Origin of the sequence: Marinobacter sp. AN1, assembly GCF_026013985.1 — a bacterium.
Classification (GTDB): domain Bacteria; phylum Pseudomonadota; class Gammaproteobacteria; order Pseudomonadales; family Oleiphilaceae; genus Marinobacter; species Marinobacter segnicrescens.
In genome coordinates this window covers 65,346-85,920 of the sequence record NZ_CP110342.1, presented here as the reverse complement: position 1 = coordinate 85,920, position 20,575 = coordinate 65,346, and the positions used below count along the sequence as shown (strand labels likewise).

Annotated in this window: 21 protein-coding genes; 8 read left to right on the top strand and 13 right to left on the bottom strand. The window is 59.2% G+C overall.

The window, feature by feature from the left end; all coding sequences use genetic code 11:
• Positions 1-44 precede the first annotated feature (44 nt).
• The 3 genes from LJ360_RS00360 to coxB form a co-directional block, all read right to left on the bottom strand.
• Entirely contained in the window at positions 45-932 is an 888-nt protein-coding gene (locus tag LJ360_RS00360; protein ID WP_091850656.1) for a cytochrome c oxidase subunit 3, read from the bottom strand.
• A gap of 114 nt (positions 933-1,046) precedes the next feature.
• Entirely contained in the window at positions 1,047-2,633 is a 1,587-nt protein-coding gene (gene ctaD, locus LJ360_RS00355) for a cytochrome c oxidase subunit I (protein ID WP_091850658.1), read from the bottom strand.
• Between the two features lie 92 nt (positions 2,634-2,725).
• Positions 2,726-3,865 (bottom strand): cytochrome c oxidase subunit II, encoded by a 1,140-nt coding sequence (gene coxB / locus LJ360_RS00350; RefSeq protein ID WP_091851005.1) that lies wholly within the window; start codon positions 3,863-3,865, stop codon positions 2,726-2,728.
• A gap of 325 nt (positions 3,866-4,190) precedes the next feature.
• Between coxB and LJ360_RS00345 the strand changes: the two genes are divergently transcribed.
• From LJ360_RS00345 to LJ360_RS00325, 5 genes are all read left to right on the top strand, one after another.
• Complete coding sequence (locus LJ360_RS00345; RefSeq protein WP_264994911.1) at positions 4,191-5,531, top strand: MATE family efflux transporter; 1,341 nt, start codon at positions 4,191-4,193, stop codon at positions 5,529-5,531.
• 105 nt (positions 5,532-5,636) lie between these two features.
• Positions 5,637-6,278: a hypothetical protein gene (locus tag LJ360_RS00340; RefSeq protein WP_091850662.1), complete on the top strand. Its 642-nt coding sequence runs from the start codon at positions 5,637-5,639 to the stop codon at positions 6,276-6,278.
• Positions 6,279-6,474: 196 nt separating this feature from the next.
• On the top strand, positions 6,475-6,858 hold the full coding sequence (locus LJ360_RS00335) for a DoxX family protein (RefSeq protein WP_091850664.1): 384 nt from the start codon (positions 6,475-6,477) through the stop codon (positions 6,856-6,858).
• A gap of 9 nt (positions 6,859-6,867) precedes the next feature.
• The gene (locus LJ360_RS00330) at positions 6,868-7,086 is read left to right on the top strand and encodes a DUF1653 domain-containing protein (RefSeq protein ID WP_091850666.1); all 219 of its coding nucleotides are present in this window, start codon (positions 6,868-6,870) and stop codon (positions 7,084-7,086) included.
• A 148-nt stretch (positions 7,087-7,234) separates the two neighbouring features.
• Complete coding sequence (locus LJ360_RS00325) at positions 7,235-8,569, top strand: Na+/H+ antiporter family protein (protein ID WP_264994910.1); 1,335 nt, start codon at positions 7,235-7,237, stop codon at positions 8,567-8,569.
• Positions 8,570-8,867: 298 nt separating this feature from the next.
• Here LJ360_RS00325 and LJ360_RS00320 read toward each other — a convergent pair whose 3' ends face one another.
• Positions 8,868-9,122, bottom strand: a complete 255-nt coding sequence (locus LJ360_RS00320) for a YheV family putative zinc ribbon protein (RefSeq protein ID WP_091850670.1) — start codon at positions 9,120-9,122, stop codon at positions 8,868-8,870.
• Positions 9,123-9,134: 12 nt separating this feature from the next.
• Entirely contained in the window at positions 9,135-11,186 is a 2,052-nt protein-coding gene (gene prlC, locus LJ360_RS00315) for an oligopeptidase A (RefSeq protein ID WP_264994909.1), read from the bottom strand.
• A 289-nt stretch (positions 11,187-11,475) separates the two neighbouring features.
• On the opposite strand from prlC, the gene LJ360_RS00310 reads away from it, so the two are divergent.
• Together LJ360_RS00310 and LJ360_RS00305 are read left to right on the top strand one after the other, a co-directional pair.
• Complete coding sequence (locus LJ360_RS00310; protein WP_264994908.1) at positions 11,476-12,015, top strand: gamma carbonic anhydrase family protein; 540 nt, start codon at positions 11,476-11,478, stop codon at positions 12,013-12,015.
• Between the two features lie 339 nt (positions 12,016-12,354).
• Positions 12,355-12,810, top strand: coding sequence for an Hsp20/alpha crystallin family protein (locus LJ360_RS00305; RefSeq protein ID WP_091850676.1), 456 nt, complete (start codon positions 12,355-12,357; stop codon positions 12,808-12,810).
• A gap of 39 nt (positions 12,811-12,849) precedes the next feature.
• On the opposite strand, the gene LJ360_RS00300 is transcribed toward LJ360_RS00305, so the two are convergent.
• The 8 genes from LJ360_RS00300 to LJ360_RS00265 form a co-directional block, all read right to left on the bottom strand.
• Complete coding sequence (locus tag LJ360_RS00300; RefSeq protein ID WP_091850678.1) at positions 12,850-13,167, bottom strand: PA4642 family protein; 318 nt, start codon at positions 13,165-13,167, stop codon at positions 12,850-12,852.
• A 108-nt stretch (positions 13,168-13,275) separates the two neighbouring features.
• Complete coding sequence (locus LJ360_RS00295; protein ID WP_091850680.1) at positions 13,276-14,115, bottom strand: flagellar motor protein MotB; 840 nt, start codon at positions 14,113-14,115, stop codon at positions 13,276-13,278.
• A 3-nt stretch (positions 14,116-14,118) separates the two neighbouring features.
• Positions 14,119-14,892: a MotA/TolQ/ExbB proton channel family protein gene (locus tag LJ360_RS00290; protein ID WP_091850682.1), complete on the bottom strand. Its 774-nt coding sequence runs from the start codon at positions 14,890-14,892 to the stop codon at positions 14,119-14,121.
• A gap of 110 nt (positions 14,893-15,002) precedes the next feature.
• The gene (gene aroE, locus LJ360_RS00285; RefSeq protein ID WP_264994907.1) at positions 15,003-15,830 is read right to left on the bottom strand and encodes a shikimate dehydrogenase; all 828 of its coding nucleotides are present in this window, start codon (positions 15,828-15,830) and stop codon (positions 15,003-15,005) included.
• Positions 15,820-16,755: an oxygen-dependent coproporphyrinogen oxidase gene (gene hemF / locus LJ360_RS00280; RefSeq protein WP_413774385.1), complete on the bottom strand. Its 936-nt coding sequence runs from the start codon at positions 16,753-16,755 to the stop codon at positions 15,820-15,822. Before hemF ends, aroE begins: the two co-directional genes overlap by 11 nt.
• A gap of 8 nt (positions 16,756-16,763) precedes the next feature.
• Positions 16,764-17,339, bottom strand: a complete 576-nt coding sequence (locus tag LJ360_RS00275; protein WP_091850686.1) for an L-threonylcarbamoyladenylate synthase — start codon at positions 17,337-17,339, stop codon at positions 16,764-16,766.
• 44 nt (positions 17,340-17,383) lie between these two features.
• Positions 17,384-18,595 (bottom strand): DNA-processing protein DprA, encoded by a 1,212-nt coding sequence (gene dprA, locus LJ360_RS00270; protein WP_264994906.1) that lies wholly within the window; start codon positions 18,593-18,595, stop codon positions 17,384-17,386.
• 80 nt (positions 18,596-18,675) lie between these two features.
• A complete protein-coding gene (locus LJ360_RS00265; protein WP_091850690.1) occupies positions 18,676-19,692 on the bottom strand; it encodes a LysM peptidoglycan-binding domain-containing protein in 1,017 nt (338 codons plus the stop codon).
• 346 nt (positions 19,693-20,038) lie between these two features.
• Here LJ360_RS00265 and def point away from each other — a divergent pair, with 346 nt between their 5' ends.
• Positions 20,039-20,545, top strand: a complete 507-nt coding sequence (def, locus tag LJ360_RS00260) for a peptide deformylase (RefSeq protein WP_091850692.1) — start codon at positions 20,039-20,041, stop codon at positions 20,543-20,545.
• Positions 20,546-20,575: the final 30 nt, after the last annotated feature.

The following is a 20,575-nucleotide window of genomic DNA, read 5'->3' as shown; positions in this document are numbered from 1 at the left end:
TGGCCCGGAAGGGGCTCCGGGCCCACCGCCCGGAGCCGGGTACATCAGATTACATAGACGAAGACAAACAGTCCCAGCCAGACCACATCAACGAAGTGCCAATACCAGCTGGCCGCCTCGAACCCGAAGTGATTGTCGCCGGTAAAATGCCCTTTCTGGATGCGAAGGAACATCACGATCAGAATGATCGTACCCAGGATCACGTGGGCACCATGAAACCCGGTGAGCATGAAGAAGGTGCTACCGTAAATACCGGACTGCAGGGTCAGGTTCAGGTCCTGGTAGGCGTGGACGTACTCCTCGGCCTGCAGGCCCAGGAAGACCAGTGCCAGCACAATGGTGGCGCCAAGCCAGATTTTTACCTTTTTGCGATTGTCTTCCTTGAGCGCATGGTGGGCCACAGTGACCGTAAACGATGACGTGACCAGCAGGATGGTGTTCACCAGCGGCAGGCCCCAGGCACCGATAACACCTTCCGGCGCCGGGTAAGCCTCCGGGTCGGGGTTATTGATCAAAGGCCAGGTTGCCTGGAAGCCTTCCCAGAGCATGGCGCTGGAGCCCTTGTCGCCTGCGCCGCCCAGCCAGGGCACCACAAAGACGCGGGCATAGAAGAGCGCGCCAAAGAAAGCGGCAAAGAACATCACCTCTGAAAAGATGAACCAGCTCATGCCCCAGCGGAAAGACCGGTCCATCTGGGGGCTGTAGAGCCCCGCCCGGCTTTCACGGATCACCGATCCGAACCAGCCAAACAGCATGTATGCCATGACCAGCGCGCCGATAAGGAAAATAAACCAGGACCCATCAGTGGATTCCCCCTGGGACCCGTTTACCATCACGGATGCCACGCCGTAGAGGGTGAGGAACATCCCGATCGTGGCCACGATAGGCCACTTGCTCTGTTCAGGTACGTAGTACGTCTGGTTGTTCGCCATGCTCGTCTCCAGAGGCCACTCCGCTGGCCTGTCCGTTCTCGTTTATTGTTGTCAGTTCACTCGCTGTCCCGGTCGGCCCCGGCACCGACCATAGGTGGCACCGGGGCTGATCATTCACTTGACTTCCGGCGGTGTCGCAAAGGTGTGGTAAGGCGCGGGTGACGGCACCGTCCACTCCAGGCCTTCGGCCCCCTCCCAGGGCTTGGCGGCCGCTTTCTCGCCATGGCCGCGGGCGCATTTCACCACAATAAACAGGAACAACAGCTGGGTAACACCGAACATGAACGCCCCGATACTGGAGATCATGTTGAAGTCCGCAAATTGCAGGGCGTAATCCGGGATACGGCGTGGCATGCCGGCCAGGCCCAGGAAGTGCATGGGGAAGAACGCGAGGTTCATGCCGATAAATGAAAGCCAGAAATGGGTCTTGGCCAGGGTTTCGTCGTACATGGTTCCGGTCCACTTGGGCAGCCAGTAGTAGGCAGCGGCAAAGATGCCGAAGATAGCGCCCGGCACCAGTACGTAGTGGAAGTGAGCCACGACAAAGTAGGTATCGTGGTACTGGAAGTCCGCCGGCGCGATGGCCAGCATCAGACCAGAGAAACCACCAATGGTGAACAGGATGACGAAGGCCACCGAGAACAGCATGGGTGCCTCAAACGTCATGGAGCCACGGAACATGGTGGCGACCCAGTTGAACACCTTCACCCCTGTGGGTACCGCGATCAGCATGGTGGCGTACATGAAGAACAGTTGCCCGAAGATTGGAATACCCACGGTGAACATGTGGTGTGCCCATACCAGGAAGGAAAGCAGGGCGATGGCACCCACTGCGTATACCATGGAGGCATATCCGAACAGCTTCTTGCGGGCAAACGCCGGGATGATGTGGGACACCACACCAAAGGCCGGCAGGATCATGATGTACACCTCGGGGTGACCGAAGAACCAGAACACGTGCTGGAACAGGACCGGGTCACCACCACCGGCGGCGTCGAAGAAGGAGGTACCGAAGTTGATGTCCATCAGCATCATGGTGACCACACCCGCCAGTACAGGCATGACAGCAATCAGCAGGAAAGCGGTGATCAGCCAGGTCCAGACGAACAGGGGCATCTTCATCAGGGTCATGCCCGGTGCCCGCATATTGAGAATGGTGGCGATCACGTTGATGGCGCCCATGATGGACGACACACCCATGATATGGATGGCAAAGATAAAGAAGGTGGTACTCGGCGGCCCGTAGGTCGTCGACAGCGGTGCGTAGAAGGTCCAGCCGAAGTTGGGAGCCCCGCCCTGCATGAACAGGGTGGACACCAGCATCAGGAAGGCGGCCGGCAGCAACCAGAAACTCCAGTTGTTCATCCGGGGCAGGGCCATGTCAGGCGCACCCACCATCAGTGGCAACATCCAGTTCGCCAACCCCACAAAGGCCGGCATAACCGCACCAAACACCATGATAAGTCCGTGCATGGTGGTCATCTGGTTGAAAAATTCCGGCTCCACGATCTGCAGGCCGGGCTGGAAAAGCTCGGCCCGGATCACCATCGCCATACTGCCCCCGAGCAGGAACATGGCGAAACTGAAGATCAGGTACATGGACCCGATGTCTTTATGGTTGGTGGTTAACAGCCACCGGGTAATGCCCTTGGCGGGACCATGGTGGTGGTCCTGGGCGTGGGTATCTGCGACCGCACTCATTTGAAACCCCCGTTGCCGCCTGTTTCTTGTAGCTGGCGTGTTTGTTATCTGGCGAACCTGACGGTGGGATTACCCCACCGTCCGGCTGTCTCTTATTGATTCTTGTAGTCGAAGACTTCCTTGGGTGTCACCATCTCGCCGGTGTTATTACCCCAGGCGTTACGTTCATAGGTAATGACCGCCGCGAGATCAGCCTCGCTGAGCTGACTACCGAACGCCTGCATGGCAGTGCCACTGACCCCGTTGACCACTATATCCATATGCGCATCAATGTCTTCGGTAACCACTGGCGTTCCCCGCAGCGATGGGAACGGCCCACCGCCGGAACCGTCGTCACCATGGCAGGCGGCACAGGACGTGGCATAGACACCCTCACCGCGCTCCACCAGCTCTTCCAGGGTCCAGTCCTTCTGTGTCAGCTCGCGCTCTTTCTCTGCCGCTTCACGCAGGTTCGCCGCCCATTGGGTGTATTCCTCCTCCGGCACAGCCTCAACCACTACCGGCATAAAGCCATGGTCCTTGCCACACAGCTCGGTACACTGGCCGCGATAAATCCCGGGCTCGTCTACCTTGAACCAGACCTCATTGATAAAACCGGGGATGGCGTCTTTCTTGATGGCAAACTCAGGAACCCACCAGGAATGGATAACGTCATTGGCCGTCAGGAGCAGGCGCACCTTCTTGCCCACTGGCACAACCATGGGGTTATCCACGTCCAGCAGGTAGTTCTCGTTCTTGTCCATCCGGTTGTAGATTTCGTCGCGGGAGGTGGACAGGTTTGAGAAAAAGCCGAATTCAGGATCACCCTCTGTACCCGGATTCTCGAGATACTCATAGCGCCAGCGCCATTGATAACCGGTGACCTTGATGTCGACCTCAGCTTCCGTGGTGTCGTACATGTCCACCAGGGTAGCTGTCGCGGGAATAGCCATGATGACCAGGATGGCAAAGGGTATAATCGTCCAGAGTATTTCCACGACGGTGTTTTCGTGGAAATGGGCCGGCTGGTGGCCCTTGGACTTACGGTGAGCAAAGATTGACCAGAACATGACCCCAAAGACCACGACGCCGATAACGACGCATATCCACAGGATGGTCATGTGGAGGTCAAAGACCTGGTTACTCGTTTCGGTGACCCCGGGGGACATGTTCATTGTCCAGTCGGCTAACGCCGGCGCAGACAATAATGTTCCCGCAATAAGGGCACCTGCCCGTTTAACGTGCACGTGCATACCGCGTCTCCACAGAATGTTGTTCTTGTTCATGACAGACACGCTTGTGAGCCGTCTTTCCTGCGACTGCTACCTGTCATGTCTGGCGGATCTGCGTGACACTTCCAGAAACTGATGGAAGTACGTCCTCCCGGGCGTCAGAAAATCCAGTTACGCTCGCACACGCAACCAGTGATGCCGGGAAGTCTGTTCACGGATAACCAGAACCCAGTATAGACAGAGAGTTAGGTGACACTCAAAAACTTGGGCACATTTTGAAAAATTTTATAATTATAAGCTTATTCGATATTGACATAAATCATTGCACCCGGGCTTTACAGACCCTATGCGCAAACTGACCCGATATCAGCTCACCCGCTCGGACCGGCACCTCTGGCGCCTGGCCTGGCCACTGATGCTGACCAACCTCACGGTTCCCCTGCTGGGACTGGTGGATACTGCAGTGCTCGGCCACCTTGAAAGTCCGCTGTACCTGGGGGCCGTGGCGGTGGGCGCCAACCTGTTCAGCATCCTTTACTGGTCGTTCGGCTTTATGCGCATGGGCACCACCGGCCTGGCCGCGCAGGCCTACGGGCGCCGGGACGCCACAGCCCAGACTGCGCTGTTACTACGTTCGCTTCTGTTCGCCCTCGCCATCGCCTTGATCCTGATTGCCCTGCAGGTGCCCCTGATCCGTATAGGCCTTACGCTGATGAACCCCGGCCCGGAGGTGGCAGAACTGGCCGCAGAGTATGCCGCCATCCGCATATGGAGTGCACCAGCAGTGCTGGCACAATACACGCTGGTGGGCTGGCTGATCGGTTGCCAGCTGCCCCGGGGACCGATGGTCATGCTCATAGCCGCCAACGGCATGAACATCGTGCTCGATGTGTTGTTCGTCACGCTGCTGGGGTGGAACAGCAGGGGCGTGGCCCTGGCCACCGTGATGGCCGAATATTCCGCCGCCGGTCTTGAGCTATGGCTGGTCTGGCAACGGCTACCCGATCACCGGGCGTCGTTCCGCTCGCTCCTGGGCCACCTGTCAGACTACCTGGCCCTGATCCGGGTCAATCGCTACCTGATGGTAAGAACGATCGCCCTGCTGCTGGTGCTGGCGTTCTTCACCGCCCAGGGGGCTCGGCAGGGGGAAGTCATTCTCGCTGCCAATGCGGTCCTGCTGACCTTCCTGCTGGTGATCTCCAACGGACTGGACGGTTTCGCCAATGCGGCCGAGGCCCTGGTCGGGCAGGCTGTGGGCGTCGGCTCGCACCAGCGCTTCCTGGTAGCTTGCCGCACCGCCGCACGCTGGTCGCTGATCGGGTCCCTGGTGCTGACCGTTTTGTTCGTTACCGGCGGCCACTGGCTTATTGGCCTGTTAACCAGCATCGAGGAGGTACGCGCCAGCGCCCGCCAGTTCCTGCCCTGGCTGTGGTTACTGCCCTTTACGGCGGTCTGGGGTTACCTGTTCGATGGCATTTTCATCGGCGCCACCCGTACCCGGGATATGCAGAACACCATGCTGTTTTCCGCCCTGGTGGTCTTCCTGCCCGTCTGGTGGCTAACCACCAGCTGGGGGAATCACGGGCTCTGGTTTGCCCTGATTACCCTGATGCTGGCCCGGGCCGGCAGCATGGCGACAGTGTTCATGGTGCGGACACGAAACCGTTCATGGTTCCGACATGAGTGATTATTAATCCCGAACGCACACCTTCAAATCTCAACTACACTGCAAATCAAGGGGCGTCCGGCGCCGGATACCCTGCGATACCCAACAAACCCGGCATTGTCTGACATGACTCCAGAGGCAGTATTGAACATCATTGATCAGGCCCGTCGGCAGGAAGCCCATTCCGGTGAGTTTCTCCGCCAGATGCGTGAGAAGGCAGCCCAACTGCCCGCCAGCGTAACCATTGAAGGCTACCAGCCTGCCATGTGCCTGTTCCAGTTCGCCATCGAGTACATCGAAATGGCGCCCCGCCTCATTGATTGTATTGATGCCTGTGCCCGCAAATCCGGCAGGCGCCGGCTGTTCGACCCGTTCATCCAGACCGCCGTCTGCTACTTCACCCAGCCGTCACTGATCTTGACCCGGTACGAGGGCCTGGATGGTCTGCTGGTCAAGGCTTACCTGTGCCACCGCCTGATGGAGGAAATGTACGAGAACAACCTGTCTACCCGGCGCAGCAAACTGGTGGAGCTGGAAGCCACACAGGCCAACCTGCTGGCCCACCAGCTGATCGGCGAGCCCTTTGCCAACGAACTGGACGAATCCGTAACCCTGACGGTTATGAACCTCGCCGGCTCGCCAGACTACTACGAATTGAACCTGGATCCCTTTGTTACGGAGTTACGCAAGGCCGCCCATGACTGGATGCGGGAATACTGGGAAAACCTGCTGACCCGCAATCACATCCGCTTCACCCTGATGCCCTGAACCGTCAACCACCCTACTTGCCCTGGCGTTTCTCCCGTTAAGTCCGTTCCAGGGATGTGACCCGGTTTTGCTCTGACGACAGCCAGCCTTGGCGGCAGCCACCGTCAACGGTAAGCTTGCCTGCGTTCCACGGCCCATGGCCCCCGCAGGGGCGACCGAAAGCCACTTACCACATCGTCAACGGAGTACCATCACCATGGATAATGCCGATCTCGGAAAGCTGATTATTCGCCTGACCCTGGGGGGGCTGTTGCTGTTTCACGGCATCAGCAAGCTCCTCAACGGCACTGGCTTTATCGAGGGGCTGCTGGCAAGCCATGGCATTCCGGCATTCTTCGCCTATGGTGTATTTATCGGTGAGCTGCTGGCTCCACTGATGGTGATTCTGGGCTATCACACCCGCATTGGCGCGTTGCTGATTGTATTCAACATGCTGGTAGCCATTGCCCTGGTGCATACCCATGAACTGCTCAAACTCGGCGGCAACGGCGGGTGGGCCCTGGAACTGCAGGGTTTCTTCCTGTTTACCGCACTGGCGCTGATTTTCCTGGGACCGGGCCGTTACAAGCTCAAGAACTGAGGCACACCCATGAGCCGCACTGTCGAACCCGGGCGCTACCGGCACTACAAGGGCAAGGATTACCAGGTAATCGGTACCGCCCGCCACAGCGAGACCGAAGAGTGGCTGGTGGTCTACCGTTGCCTGTATGGAGACCACAGCCTTTGGGTACGCCCTCTGGATATGTTCCGGGAATCGGTAGAGGTTGCTGGCGAGCAGGTACCCCGATTCACCCGTATAAGTGATTGATCCTGCATGCCCGGATGCCAGACAGCCCGGGCATTTTTGACTCTGACACCGGTTTCCTGCAAATTAGCGCCCCTTCCGAACCTGTCCCAACTGTCACCAAACGCGCATAAAGCCCCAAAAGGGCTTTAGCCTGTCACGGAGTCTTACCATGAACGCCGTTGTCGCTGCGGTCGCCGTCATGCTCGTACTGAGCCTGCTGCGCATACACGTTGTCGTTGCCCTCATCATTGGCGCCCTGACCGGGGGGCTCATTGGTGGTATGTCACTGGAAGCCACCATCGAGGCCTTCAATAGCGGTCTTGGCGGAGGAGCCACGGTCGCTCTGTCCTACGCCACCCTGGGCGCGTTTGCCGTCGCCATCGGCAAATCCGGCCTGGCCCACGCCCTGGCGGACCGTGCGCTGGCGCTGATTGGCCGCCAGGACAGTGGTGATGCCAGCGGGGTCGCCAGCAAGGGCGTCCGCTTCCTGATCATCGGGCTACTGCTGGCAGTGGCCATGTCCTCCCAGAACATCCTGCCGATCCACATCGCGTTCATTCCACTGATCGTGCCGCCGCTGCTGTACGTGATGGCGAAGCTCAACCTGGACCGGCGGCTGGTGGCCTGCGTGCTGACCTTTGGCCTGATCACGCCCTACATGTTCCTGCCCATAGGCTTTGGCGGTATTTACCTAAACGAAATCCTGCTGGCCAATGTCAGCGATAACGGCATAGTTACCGATGGTCTGAATGTTATGTCGGCCATGGCATTGCCGGCACTGGGTATGCTGGTTGGCCTTCTGGTTGCCGTATTTTTCACTTACCGGAACGGCCGCACATACGACCTGTCCAAAATCGAGCAAACCGAGCGGGTCGATACCCAGTACAACAGCTGGACCCTGTTCATGGCCCTGGTGGCTATTGCGGCGGCCTTTGTGGTCCAGCTTTGGCTAGGCTCGATGATCCTCGGCGCCCTGACCGGCTTTGTGCTGTTCAATCTGTCTGGCGTGGTGCGTTGGAAGGAGTCGGACGACCTGTTCACCGAAGGCATGAAGATGCTGGCCATGATCGGCTTCATCATGATCGCCGCCAATGGGTTTGCGGAAGTGATGCGTGAAACCGGCCAGATCGCCACCCTGGTCCAGGGCTCGGTGGAAGCCATTGGCGATAACAAGGCGCTGGCAGCGTTCCTGATGCTGGTGGTGGGCCTGCTGATTACCATGGGTATCGGGTCGTCGTTCTCGACCATTCCCATTATCGCCGCGCTCTATGTGCCGCTGGCCCTGGAGCTGGGTTTCAGCCCGCTGGCCATCGTTGCCCTCGTGGGCACGGCTGGTGCGCTGGGTGATGCGGGGTCACCGGCGTCCGACTCCACCCTGGGGCCCACTGCCGGCCTGAACGTAGACGGCCAGCACAATCACATCTGGGATACGGTGGTGCCCACGTTCCTGCACTATAACCTGCCGTTGCTGGTGTTTGGGTGGTTGGCGGCTATGGTGCTCTGACTCGTTTTATTGGCCTGTTGGTTTTGGGGGATGTGAGGGTTTGGTGGGGTGGTTTCAAAACGAAAAACTTCGTTTTCCTGACTGTTTTGAAACCACCCCACCAAACCCTCACGGCAAACTCCAGGCTGGCCGTAAGCCAAAAGAACTACCCAGGGCAATATTCAAAAAGCGAAAACGAAAGGGTCCGGGTGGGGGTTCCGAAACAGTCAGAAAACAGGGTTTTCGTGTCGGAACCCCACCCGGACCCTTGAAGCCCCCATAACCCGCAGGCTACAGAGTCAAACCATAATCCAAAGAATCAGTCCTCAGAGCGGGCCTTAAAGAACACCACCTGCTTGACCGTATGATCCTCCTCATTAGTCCGCTTGTTCACCCGGGTCTCCAGCTCCGGGTTGCCGGAAGGGCCGTCGCCCCCCTGGCTGTCGGTAAACCCGCAGGACACACACTCCCGGTGCTGAACCCCATCGTCATCGGTAAACATGGTCAGCCGGTCCATGGCCGCGCACCGGGGGCACACGGCCCCGGCGATAAAACGTTTCGGTGTACGGGCCATCAGTCTGACTCCTCAGGCTGCGTGATCGTGGTCGGTAATACCGGACTGACGGAGCAGGGCATCCACATCCGGGTCACGGCCACGGAACGCCTTGAACAGCTCCGCCGGCTCCCGGGAACCACCCATCTCCAGGATATTCTCCCGGAAGGAATGGCCAGTCTCCGGGTCAAAGATACCGTTCTCCTCAAACAGCGAGAAGGCATCGGCCGCCAGCACTTCTGCCCACTTGTAGCTGTAGTAACCGGCCGCGTAGCCACCGGCAAAGATATGGGAGAACGCGTTGGGGAACCGGTTGAACTCCGGTGACTCCACCACCGCGATTTCCTTGCGGACCTCCCGGTGCATCTCCAGCGGGTTGGTGGGTGCCTCCTCAGTGAATTCCGCATGCAGGCGGAAGTCGAACAGGGAGAACTCCAGCTGCCGAACCATCTGCATGCCCGCCTGGAAGTTCTTTGCAGCCAGCATCTTGTCCAGCAGATCCTGGGGCAGGGGCTCGCCAGTCTCGTGATGGGCGGCGATCAGTTCCAGGGATTCCGGGTTCCAGCACCAGTTTTCCAGGAACTGGCTGGGCAACTCCACCGCATCCCAGGCGACGCCATTGATACCGGAGACATCCGCCACATCCACCTGGGTAAGCATATGGTGCAGACCATGACCGAACTCGTGGAACAGGGTGGTTACCTCATCGTGGGTCAGCAGGGACGGCTTGCCTTCCACCGGTGGGGTGAAGTTACAGGTGAGAAAGGCCACCGGCAGCTGCAGCTGGCCACGCTGGTTTTCCCACCTTACCCGGCAGTCCGCCATCCAGGCGCCACCACGCTTGCCCTGACGGGCGTAGGGGTCCAGGTAGAACCACGCAATGGCTTCACCATTACGGGAGATACGGTAGGCGGTGGCGTCCTTGTGCCAGGTTTCCACCTGCGGCTGCTGCTCGATCTGGACGCCGAAAAGCTTCTCGGTGACCTGGAACATGCCAGAAATCACCCGCTCGGCGGGGAACCAGGGACGCAGGGTTTCCGGGGAGATATCGTAACGCTTCTGACGCAGCTTCTCGCTGTAATAGCCGATATCCCAGGCCTGCAGATCCTCGACGCCATACTCGTCCTTTGCGAACGCCTTCAGCTCTGCGACTTCCTTCTCCGCGACAGGCTTCGATTTCGCGGCCAGCTGGTGCAGGAACTCGAGCACCTCATCCACGCTGGACGCCATCTTGGTGGCCAGGGAACGTTCTGCATAATTGTTGAAACCCAGCAGCTTCGACTGGCCGTGGCGGCGTTTGAGGATCTCCGCCATGATCGGGGTGTTATCCCACTTGCCGGCATCCGGGCCCATGTCAGACGCCCGGGTAACAAAGGCTTCGTACACTTCCCGGCGCAGTTCCCGGTTGTCGCAATAGGTCATCACCGGGAAGAAGCTGGGGAAATCCAGGGTAATCACGAAACCATCCAGGTCTTTCTGCTTTGCGGCCTGGCGGGCGCCATCAAGGGCCGACTCGGGAACGCCGGACAGTTCCTTCTCATCGGTGATGTGTTTGAACCAGTTCTGGGTGGCGTCCAGTACGTTATCACTAAAACGGCTGGACAGGTCGGCCATTTCCCGGGACAGGTTGGCAAAGGTTTTCTTCTTGTCCGCAGGCAGGTCAACACCACCCAGGTGGAAGTCCCGCAGGGTATTGTTCACCATCTTCTGCCGGGCTTCACTGAGATCCTTGAAGTCCGGCCGTTCGGCGACTTTCTTGAACGCCGCGCACAGCTGCTCGTTCTGACTGACCTCAGTGCCGTATTCGGTCAACTTCTCCAGGCACCGCTTATGGACCGCGCGGATCCCCTCGTTGTTCATCACACCGTTGAGGTGGGAGATCACCGACCAGGCATTATTGAGCCGGTCGTCCAGGGACTGCATGGGCTGTACCAGGGTGTCCCAGGTAGGATCGTCCTGGCCGGCAAGGTCCTGGATCTGGACGCGGTTGTCGCTGAGGATCTGGTCAATCGCGGGCTCCATGTGTTCGACACGGATGTGGTCGAAGCTGGGGAGCAGTTCTTCGGTGAGCAGTGGGTTGTTCATGTGGCCTCTTCTGTGCTGACAAATTTGGACATTGACGTTCAGGTAGCCTGTAAATTCGGGGGCGGGCCAGGTATGGGGGAGTATTTTCTTCGCCGCAATTCACGTCCATCCCTGGACCGACCTTGCTCCGCGACATCCTGTCGCTGCTGCGAAAATACTCCCCCATACCTGTCCTTCCGGCATTTCTGATACCGCCAAGGCTAGGCTTGCGATACCGGCACCCGTGATATTGTGAGGTTTATCTGTGAAGATAACCTCAGACAAACCTCCTGGCTAATAGGTGTATGTAATGGCGAGCATACGTTCTCACAAGGGTTACACCCCAAAATTCGGTGCCCGGGCGTGGGTGGATGAGTCCGCGGTCGTCATCGGCGACGTGGAAATGGGTGACGACTGCTCCGTCTGGCCCATGACCGTGGTACGCGGCGACATGCACCGGATCCGCATCGGTGACCGCTGCAGCACCCAGGACGGTACCGTCATCCACATCACCCACGCCTCCGACTACAACCCCGGCGGCTGGCCCACAACACTGGGTAACGACGTCACCGTTGGCCACAAGGCACTGATCCACGGCGCAACCATCGGCAGCCGTGTGCTCGTAGGGATGAGTGCCATCATCATGGACGGCGCGGTGGTGGAAGACGACGTCATAATCGCCGCCGGCTGCCTGGTCCCGCCCGGCAAGACCCTGGAGTCCGGACACCTGTATGTTGGCTCCCCCTGCAAAAAGGCCCGGGCACTGACCGACAAGGAGAAAACCTTCTTCAAGTACACGGCTGCCAATTACGTGAAGCTGAAGGACGACTACCTGGCTGAGCATGAGTGAGCGCTCTCCCTCAGCTGCTCGCTCTACGGGGGCCGGGGAAGAGCTTCCGGAACAATCAGAAAAACCTGAGTTTTTCGTTCCGGAAGCTCTTCCCCGGCCCCCGTAGCACCCGCAAACCTACAGACTACAAGTGATCAAATCTCCAAGCCCAAACCTACAACCCTGACTCAGATCAAAAAACAACCAGAACAACGCTTGAAAATCCCCAATCCGAACCTAGATTCAAAGGCAGCAGACGTTCACGGATAACCATCCGACTGGCGCCACCGTGATGGGGCTGTTCCGCGACTGAAGCTGAATAAACACCTGTTATTCAGATTCATAAGGAGGAGTTTCATTATGAGTAACCTTACCCGCTGGAATCCGGTCAGTGAGTTCGAAGACCTGATCAACCGTTACAACCGCTACTTCGGCCTGCCCGCCACCAATGGCGACAAGGAGGGCAAGGACCTGTTCCGTCGCAACGACTGGGCGCCGGCCGTAGATATCAAGGAAAACAAGGATGCCTTCGTGATTGATGCTGAATTACCCGGCATGAACAAGGAAGATGTCAAAGTCACCGTCCATGACGGGGTACTTACCATCCAGGGTGAGCGCAAGCAGGAAACTGAAACCGGCGACGACAAGCATCACCGTGTGGAACGGGTCTACGGCAGCTTCATGCGCCGCTTCACCCTGCCCGACAACGTAGATGCTGACAGCATCAAGGCGAAGTTCAAGGATGGAGTGCTTTCTCTGACCCTGAACAAGGTCGAGCCGCTGGAACCTAAAGCCATTGAGGTCAATGTCGACTGACACTGCAGATTTTTACAAGAGTGCGGTGAGAGTGGAAGCTCAGGCTTCCACCTCAGCTGCTTTCCTTGCACCCGCTGCCTCCAGCGCTTCCGCATAGGCCGTCATGCGCCGATGGCGAGCCACATGATCCAGCATGGTCTCGCCGTTCTCGTCCCGGGCGTTGACATCCCGGCCAGCTTCCACGAAGAACCCCAGGAACCGCTCGAAATCCTCGGCCCGCATGGCTTCATAGGCCTTGATCAGCACATAGTGGTCGGGATTGGTACGGGCGTCGAAAGGGCTCAGGAACAGGAAGCTCTTTACCCGCTCGTCGCTCCATTCCTCACCGATAACTTTCGGCTTCTCCGGTCCGCTCATGGTCTCTCTCGTTATAAGGGTGTCAGAAAATTAAGAGAGAATAGTATAACGACAGGGCGCCAGGGCTACCTAGACGAATTGTGTCTTAGGTTCTAGCCGGCGGGAATATCAGGGCAGGATTTCCACTGGCAGGTCGCCGGTGGGCACCGAATCATCACACTCAGGTTCGCGAATCGAGATTTCCACCCGACGATTCAGGGCCCGATTGGCTGCGGAGTTGTTCGGCACCAGCGGCTGGGTTTCAGCCCGCCCTGCCGCGATGACCCGCTCAGCGGGTATCTTGCGGTTCAGCACCAGTTCATGCACCACGGACACCGCCCGGGCCGCCGAGAGGTCCCAGTTCGATCGGAATCGGCTGCTGGTGATGGGGACATCATCGGTATATCCGGCCACGATAACATCGCCCATGCACCCTGCGACGACCCCCACAACCCGGTCAATGATAGGGAGCATCTCGGCCTTGATCTTCGCCTCCCCGGAGTTAAACGTGGCTTGCTCGGAAAAACGGATCACAACCTGCTGTTGATCGTAGTTAACGCTAAGGGACTCATCAGCCACCTCTTCCTCAAGCTCGCCAATCAGTCGCCGGGACAGCTCTACAATACCCTCCGGAATGGTAGTCAGTTCCGGGGATGTGCCCCGGTCGTCAATGAACTCCGCCTCTTCCCTGGGGCTGTCCGGCGGCTCGGGCAGGGATACCGTGTCCGATTCGATCAGCGTCAGCGGCGACCCGCCTATGTCATCTGCCATCACGTTAGCCGTGCCGAAGGCGACCGCCATTGACTGGGCCATGGCCCGGTACTTTTCCACGTCCATTTCCGCAAATGACAGCAGCAGGATAAAAAACGTGAGCATCAGGGTCGCCAGGTCCGCAAAGGTCACCAGCCACGCCGGGGCACCGGTGGAGCCTCCTTTCCTGGATCTTGGCGCCAGGGGGCGTAGTGCCACCGGTCAGGCCTCCTGGCTCGCTTCCGGGGACGGCTGCTGGCCAGGGTGCACGAAGGAGGAGAGGATCTCGGTGATCACACGTGGATTCTGGCCGCGCAGGATATTCTGGATGCTGGTGACAATCAGCACCTGGTTGCGGCGTTCGTCCTCCGCCTTCAGTTGCAACTTGTCCGCGAGGGGGATGGCAATCAACTGGGCGATGAATGCCCCGTACAGGGTAGTGAGCAAGGCGATCGCCATGGCTGGCCCGATGGAAGCGGGATCATCCAGGGTGTTCAGCATCTGCACCAGGCCAACCAGGGTACCGAGCATCCCGATTGCCGGGGCGGAGTCACCAATACCCCGGAATACCCGCTCAGCCACGTCGTAGCGCTCGCCGGTCTGCTGAATATCCTGGGCCAGGGTTTCCTCGACCATTTCCGGTGGATGACCGTCCACACAGAGATTGATGGCCTTCTTCAGGAAGGGGTTCTCGGTTTCATGGCTTTCCAGTCCCAGAATGCCGTCCTTGCGAACTACCCGGGCCAGTTCGCTTACCTCACGGATGAGGTCATTGGGACGATCGAGCCGGTCGGTAAAGGCCGTGTGCATGGCGAGCTTCACCGATGTGGTAACCGTGGGCAGGCGAAAACGCACCAGGGTGACGGCAAAGGTTCCCCCGAGCACAATGGCCAGGCCCGGAAGGTTTAAAAAGGTCAGTACCGAGGCATTGGCCAGCATGGCGATAATGACGATGGCAATGCCTGCCACCAGACCGACCAGGGTAAGGATATCCATGTAGCGCCTTATTATTGACGGATGCCAAAATCAGCTCACAGCCTGCAACCAGTTTCGCCGGCCCGGGCGGCTCACTCAAACCGCAAATGGTAACGATGCGTAACCATCTGTCAGTGGTTGCGCAGTTCCTCGATCACTGGCGCAGTTTCAGGCTTCACACCCCGCCACACCCTGAAGGACTCTGCCGCCTGTTCCACCAGCATACCCAGGCCGTCGAGGACCTTGCCGGCCCCCTGTCCCCTGGCCCAGGCATTGAACGGGGTATCACCGGCGGCGTACATCATGTCGTACACCACGGTTTCAGGTGAGATTACACCGGCCGGCACCGGCGGCAAATCGCCCTGAAGGCTCGCACTGGTGCCGTTGATAATGACATCGAACGGATCAGTGGCCGCCTCGAATCCACAGGCACTGAGTTCCGTCGCGACGGCCTCAGGGCGAAACAGGGACACCAGTCCGTCCGCCTTGATGACCGTGCGGTTGGCCACCACCAACTCCCCGGGGTTTTCCGCCAGCAACGGCCCCAGCACGCCCCTTACCGCCCCACCGGCACCGAGCACCAGGACGCGACCACCTGACAGACTGACACCAGCGTTCACCTTAAGGTCCGTTACCAGGCCAACGCCGTCCGTGTTATCAGCCACCAGCCGGCCCTGCTCATCCTGGTAAAGGGTGTTTGCCGCACCGGCCTTTTCCGCCCGCTCACTGCGGCGGTCTGCCAGACTCCAGGCCTGTTCCTTGAAGGGAACAGTAACGTTCAGGCCCTTGCCACCCTTGGCGAAGAATTCCCGGACTGTCTCAGCGAACTCCTCCAGGGGAGCCTGAATGGCCGTGTACTCCACCGCTTCGCCGGTCTGCGCCGCAAACAGGCTGTGAATCCTGGGAGATTTACTATGGCTGATGGGGTTGCCCACCACCGCGTAGAGATCATTGTTCATCTTCATCCTCCAGCCAGTTGCGCCCGGTCAGGAAGTGCTCGGTAAGGCGAGCCTCCTCCGAACCTGGTTCCGGGCGGCGGTCATAGTCCCAGCGCACCAGCGGCGGCAGGGACATAAGGATGGATTCCGTGCGCCCACCGGACTGCAGCCCGAACAGGGTGCCACGGTCGTACACCAGGTTGAACTCCACATAGCGGCCCCGGCGGTAAAGCTGAAATTCCCGTTCCCGTTCGCTCCAGGGGGTGTCCTTGCGCCGCCGGACGATCGGCTCGTAGGCAGCAATATAACTGGAGCCCACCGACTGCATCAGGCCAAAGTCATCGTCGAAGTTGCCAGTATTATGATCATCGAAGAACAGTCCGCCTATGCCCCTGGGCTCCTGCCGGTGCTTCAGGTAGAAATACTCGTCGCACCATTTTTTGTAACGGCTGTACACATCGGCGCCAAACGGGCGGCAGGCATTGCGGGCGGTCTCATGCCAGTGGGTACAATCTTCATCGAAACCATAATAGGGGGTCAGGTCATAGCCGCCACCGAACCACCACACCGGGTCGCCATCCTTGGGGGTAGCGACAAAGAACCGTACATTCGCATGGGAGGTGGGTACATAGGGGTTGTGCGGGTGCATCACCAGCGAAACACCCATCGCCTGCCACGGTGCTCCCGCCAGGTGAGGGCGGTGCGCCGTAGCCGAAGGCGGCATCTGCTCGCCCATTACCCGGGAAAAGTTCACCCCGCCCTTTTCAAATACGCCACCCTCGGTGATTACACGACTGATACCACCCCCACCTTCCGGGCGGTCCCAGGAATCGGTGACAAAGCGGGCCTTGCCATCCAGGGCTTCCAGTCGCTCACAAATGCTTTCCTGCAGGCGCAGCAGGTATTGGTGGACGGCATCGGAATCCGGCATTGCGGAATCGGTCATCAGGCCTCCTATCGCAGAGTCTCGCCAGTGGTGATATCGATAATGGTACTGGGCTGGCGGGCGCCACCCAGGGCGCCGGACACCATCAGGTCGATGCCTGCCGGGAAGTAGCGGCTGACCTGCCAGGGCGCCCGGGCCGGCTCGCGGCCGGCGGGGTTGCAGGAGGTAGACACCAGTGGCATCCCCGCCAGGATACACAGTCGCTGCACCAGGGGATGCGCGCTGACCCGAACGGCAATGGTGTCGTGGTCACCCCGCACCCAACGGGGGATCTGCTCCAGCGGATCGGGCACAACACAGGTCACCGGCCCGGGCCAGTGTTGCTCGGCTCTTTGCCGCAGATCTGAGGGCAGGGGATCCAGCAGAAAGCGCACCTGCTCCACCGAGGCAGCCACCAGGATCAGCCCTTTGTGCATGGGCCGCTGTTTCAGCGCCAGTATGGTATCAACGGCAAACTCGCTCCAGGGGTTACAGCCAAGCCCCCACACCGCTTCGGTTGGATACGCAATGACGTCATTGCCTTCGACGGCACGGACCAGCCGTTGGCGGCCCCATTCGGTGGCAAGGTTGATGGTTGCAGTCATGACACTCCGCTTCCAGTGTCGACCACCATGATTGCCAAAAGCCGTCAGGCCGGTGCCTGCAGTACCCGAAGGTATCCTCCGGGCGCCGATTCCACCAGTCCTTCCATCTCCAGCAACAGCAGGGACTGCAGTAGCTGGTCGGCGGGCAACCCCGTGGCAGTACAAAGTTGGTCAGTTGAGCGTGGATCATACCCTAAAGCCTGTAATACCGCGATTTCCCGCTCCGCCAGGTGGTCCGGCACGGGAGCTGCCGCAGGCTCGGCCGCAAAGAAGTCTGGTACCACCGCCGGGGGTTTGCAGGCAGGGCGGGGTTTTGGCGTCACCGGCTCGTTCCGCCACGCAGTGAGTTCCTCTTCGATATCCTCTACCGTTTCCACCAGCCTGGCACCCTGGCGAATAAGGGAATGACAACCCCGGGCGAGTGGGTTGTGGATAGAACCGGGGATGGCGAACACTTCCCGCCCCTGCTCCAGGGCGAGACGGGCGGTAATGAGGGAGCCGGACCTGAGCCCGGCCTCGATAACGAGGATGCCCCGGCTCAGGCCACTGATGATGCGATTGCGTTTGGGAAAGTGGCCGGACTTCGGCCCGGTACCCGGCGGAAACTCCGAGACCAGGACACCCTGTTCGATGATTTTCCGGGTCAACTCGCCATGGCCTCTGGGATAGATGACATCTGCACCGGTTCCCACCACCGCCACGGTATCACCACCCGCTGACAGTGCTCCCGCATGGGCGGCACCGTCAACTCCCTGGGCCAACCCGCTGGTCACACCATAACCCTTGCCGGCCAGTGCTGCTGCAAATTGCCACGCATGGTCGAGGCCGGCACGGGTGGCATTGCGGGAGCCCACAATGGCCAGCTGGGGACGGGACAGAAGTTCCACCCGACCGCGGACATACAGCACCGCAGGGGCGTCCTGGATGTGGCGTAAGGGCTCGGGGTACTCCGGCTCGCCCCAACCCACCAGCCGGATCGATTTTTGCTGGCAGCTACTGAAAACCCGGGCCACCCCGGCAAGGGGTGGGTAAGCCAGGTCCCGGCACTGCCAGGCGGCAATCAGGGCCCGGGCTTCCGACCCCGCACCAAAGGACTTGTGAGTGGCCGCCGATGCATCAAGGAACTCCAGCGGGTTGGTGAACGAGTCGCACACCGCCAGCCAGCGTTTACCGCTAAAACGGGGCAGCATGGCCAGCAACAGCCAGAGCGCGGAAGGAGAGGCAAGGAAAGCAGTATCGGATGAAGTTGCCGCCATCACGGCCAACCTCCCTGTCGTAAAAGGGGCTGCCATCCTGGCAGCCCGGTCATCATTTCAGGGCAAGAAGCCCCTCTGGCTCAGGGGTTGGTGACCTTGTCACCAATGGAGAGGGCGCGAGTCGCCTTCAGCACCAGGCCATAGCTGAGTTTCTCATAGGTCTGGAACACCATCAGCAAGCCAGCACGCTCATCCGGCAGCTGAACGATTTCATCCGTTACCGGGTCCCTCGCCTGGTTGCCAGCCTTGAGCACCGCCAGGACATTGCCCACCTCAAGGCCATCACGGGCACCACGGTTAAGCACCACCACGTTGTATTGACCAATCTGGGTCACGCCTGTCTCCACCGCAATCATCTTGCCCTCAATGTCACCGTCCGGTGCGCTCGGCGTAAAACTGGTGTTGATGCGACGATCTTCACGGGCCAGCAGACGATCCTCGATACGGACTTCCTCTCGGGTCCTGGTCAGCTGTACGGTGAGGATATCCCCTTTCTCGTCGGTGACATTACCATCACCGATAGAGCGGGCTTCCAGGCCCAGGAATTCGCCGGTATCCGGGTCCACATGGGCCCGGCTCTTGCGGAAGATGCCAACACTGCGGGCAGGGGCCTCGCCACGGGCGTATACCCGGTCGCCAGCGCCGGTCACGATGCGACTTTCCTCACCCTCAAGCACATAGGGGGCATTTTCCAGCTCTTCCTGCGACACGATCCGGGTCTTGGTCAGGAAGCTTTCGATGGCATCCAGCGGAATGGCGGGGATGGGGGTATCGATAGGTTCGGAGCGCACCTTCGGCGACAGCTTGATCACGCCGCTGCCAGCCTTGGTCAGGCGGGGCTTGCCATCGATGTAGACCAGCGCAAGTTCATCCCCGGGGTAGATCAGGTGGGGGTTATTGACCTGCGGATTCACATGCCAGATTTCCGGCCAGTACCAGGGGTTGCTCAGGAAGCGGGATGAAATATCCCACAGGGTATCGCCCTTTTTCACGGTGTAACGCTCGGGGTGATCAGACCGGAACTCCGGGCCCTGTGCCTGTGCCCAGGAGGCGGACAGCAGCATTACGGCTGCCAGAGCGTACAGCAGTTTCCTCATTGTAGAATCCTTCATCGCGCGTGCCTTGATAGCGTGCTTCCCCCGTACAGAGAGAGTATCGAGAAAGCGGCTGAGCTTCCCGACCCCTCTAATATAGAGGAAAGTAAAGAAATTGTGACCTTATATTCTTGTCTTGTAGTAGTTTCTGGCTATCACCTGATCAGTTTGTATTCAATCGATCTTCGGGGGATAATATCAGCCAGATTAGGCTGTCTTCCCTTGAATACGGGGTTTTCGCTCCGATTATCATAGCCAGTAGACAGCAAAAGTCGCGGTACGCGATCGCATTTTGTGACACCAGCCAGAGATCTTTCCGAGATCATGGCAACTCAGGCAAGTACAGGCAATTATGATTCTGAACATTCTTGAATATCCGGACCCCAGGTTGCGGACCATCGCCAAACCGGTGGAAGAAGTCACCGACCGGCACCGCAAGCTGATCGATGACATGTTCGAAACCATGTACGACGCTCCGGGTATCGGCCTGGCCGCCACCCAGGTCAACGTCCATGAGCAGATCATCGTCATGGACCTGTCGGAGGACAAGAGCGAGCCCCGGGTATTTATCAACCCGGAAGTGGAAGTGCTCGACGGCGACTATCAGCCGATGCAGGAAGGCTGCCTCTCGGTACCCGGCTTCTACGAAGATGTGGAGCGTATTGAGCATGTTCGTATCAAGGCGCTGGATTACGATGGCAAGCCCTACGAGCTGGAAGCCACCGGCCTGTTGGCGGTGTGCATCCAGCACGAGATGGACCACCTCAACGGCAAGCTTTTCGTGGATTACCTGAGCGCCCTCAAGCGCAACCGCATTCGCAAGAAGCTGGAGAAGCTCCACAAGAAAAGTGCCTGACCACACCGGGTCAGAGCCTGAAGAACCGGG